Here is a 559-nt window from a genome sequence, read left to right as displayed (position 1 = left end):
CGCCCTCGAACAGATATGCGATGATTGCGCGCTTGCGATAGTGCGTGACACGCAGTCCAGGCAAAAAGGTCATCCCGTATGGCGCGGCGATCTGGATGAGAGGCGCGCGACAAACAAGATGAGAATGTCGCGGCGAAGTTGATGATGCCGATGTTGATTGACGCTGGCAAGCGGTTGTTGATTGACGCGCGTTTATTGATTCACGCTGACGTGGGTCGCGTTGTTTTGCGCGTCATCTGGTTGCGTCATGAGTCGTTCTCGTGAAGCGGCGGCACACCAACGTTGTTCGGCGTTGCGAACTGCGCGGGGCGTCCGGGTCCTTGCTGCTTGCGTTGCAGTGCGGTGCGCCGTCGATAGCTTTCGACGTTGAGCTCGAAGATGGTTGAGTGATGGACCAAGCGATCGACAGCGGCGATCGTCATGGCAGGGTCAGGGAAGACCTTGTTCCATTCGCCGAAGGGTTGATTTGCAGTGGTTATGTGCTCGAGAGTGCCGAGTTCTTGCGCCTTTCTCACGGTCTCATCTTGGCGTTCGTGAGCGCCGATCCAGTTCTCGGTAA

At 57.1% G+C, this 559-nt stretch carries 1 protein-coding gene; it reads right to left on the bottom strand.

The window, feature by feature from the left end:
- Nucleotides 1–245 precede the first annotated feature (245 nt).
- A partial coding sequence (locus AWB81_RS44070) for an ATP-binding protein (RefSeq protein WP_235026285.1) occupies nt 246–559 on the bottom strand: 314 nt, incomplete at its 5' end.

This window comes from Caballeronia arationis (genome assembly GCF_001544975.2).
GTDB classification, from domain to species: Bacteria; Pseudomonadota; Gammaproteobacteria; order Burkholderiales; family Burkholderiaceae; genus Caballeronia; species Caballeronia arationis.
Note: the sequence above shows the minus strand (reverse complement) of the source record. Positions and strands in the feature narration are given on the sequence as shown.